Genomic DNA, 1,828 nt, shown 5'->3' on the forward strand with positions numbered 1-1,828 from the left:
GCTGTGGACCAACAAGATCTCGCAGAACCTGCATGCCGAGCTCTTCCTGCATCATCTTGGCGTGGCCTATGGCAATGAAGGCTCAACGGTTGAGGGCGCGCGCGTCATCCGGAGCTTCGTGACGACGCGCGCCGGTGTCGATCCGGATGACTTCGTCCTCTTCGACGGCAGTGGGCTCTCCGGCCACGATCTCATTACRCCACGGGCGCTCGGCAAATTGCTGAGCTACGCGGCCACGCAGTCGTGGTTTGCTGATTGGAAGAGGACACTGCCGATCGGAGGAGAAGATGGAACCCTGGCTGCCCGCTTCCCCAATGCGCCGATGAAGGATCATCTCTATGCCAAGACGGGAACCTTGTCCGAGGCGCGTGCCCTATCGGGATATGTCGATACAGCCGGCGGGAAGACGCTGATCTTCTCAGTGATGGTCAGCACACACTATCCGCGCACCAATGCTGATCGGGATGCCATGGATAAGATCGTCACGGCGATTGCCGCAGCGAACTAGATCCTGGTTTCATGCGCTCCTCAGCCAATCCCCTTACTTCGTTGTGTCGAAGATGGCATTGCCCGCTGGTACCAGCCTCTGGTGCATTTGTATAAACTCGAATTCTCACGGAGAAACCTCTGCCCCATGAAGCAAGCGCTCGCCCTCTCTCTCCTTGCCGGAACGTTGGCTGCCCAAACCGCAACCACCAAGCCATTGCCTCCTACTGTCGAAGCAGCGGAGAACACTGTCTCGGCTGACTCGATTCGTGGCTTCGATCAGTTTCTTGCTGATGACCTGTTAGAGGGCCGTTATCCCGGTCAGCGTGGCGGCGAGCTGGCCGCGAAGTTTATCGCGACACAGTTCGCCAGCTATGGTCTGCGTCCCGGCGGCGACAACGGCACCTATTTCCAGCAGGTGGACTTCACCAGTGTTAAGTCCGACCCGGCGAAGACAACCTTTACGCTTGTGCCAAAATCCGGCGCGCCAATGCCGCTGCGTTTTGCGGAGGACTTTGTCGTCTTCAACTCGAAGCTTGAGCCGGAGGCGGCGATCGATGCACCGATCGTCTGGGTGGGGTATGGCGTCACCGCGCCTGAGTACAAGTGGGACGACTATAAGGGCGTGGACGTAAAGGGGAAGGTGATTCTCTGCATCGTCAACGATCCTCCGTCCGATGACCCGAAGTTCTTCGGCGGCAAGGGCATGACCTACTACGGCCGCTGGACCTACAAGTTTGAGCATGCCGCGGAGATGGGCGCCGTTGGAGCGTTGATCATTCATCGCACCGATCTGGCGAGCTATGGATGGGACGTCGTCCGCAACTCCAATACTTCCGAGAAGACCTTCCTGACGCAGGACAAAGACCCCAAGCTTTCGGCGGCGTCGTGGATCCAGCTCGATATTGCAAAGAAGCTTTTTGAGTCAGCCGGCACAACGCTGGATGCCGAGTTCTCCGCCGCGGCCAAGCCCGGCTTCCAGGCGCGTGAGCTGCCGGTCTCGCTGAAGGCGACGGTTGTGAGCTCCGTCCGTCACTTCCAGTCGCCGAATGTGATCGGTATCTATCCCGGGGTGCTGCGCACGGCTCAGGATCAAGCGGTGGTCTACTCGGCGCATTACGACCATCTGGGTGTAAAGGCTGACGCAAAACCCGGTGAGGACGCTATCTTTAATGGCGCTGCGGATAACGGCACGGGGACGGCCATGCTGCTGGAGATCGCGCGTGCGGTTACGTCCTCGAAGGTGCTGCCGCCGCACTCCATGGTCTTCGCGGCAGTTACGGCGGAGGAGCAGGGGCTTCTGGGATCGCTCTATCTGGCCCAGCATCCTCCTGTCCCACTT

Annotated in this window: 2 protein-coding genes; both read left to right on the forward strand. The window is 59.4% G+C overall.

Annotated elements, in window-relative coordinates; translation table 11 throughout:
* On the forward strand, positions 1–508 hold a 508-nt coding region (gene dacB, locus AB4043_RS24300; RefSeq protein WP_442308360.1), incomplete at its 5' end, for a D-alanyl-D-alanine carboxypeptidase/D-alanyl-D-alanine endopeptidase.
* A 126-nt stretch (positions 509–634) separates the two neighbouring features.
* Positions 635–1,828: M28 family peptidase (locus tag AB4043_RS24305; RefSeq protein WP_442308361.1), on the forward strand; the 1,194-nt coding region annotated here is incomplete at its 3' end.

This window comes from Terriglobus sp. YAF25, from assembly GCF_052113305.1.
GTDB lineage: Bacteria > Acidobacteriota > Terriglobia > Terriglobales > Acidobacteriaceae > Terriglobus.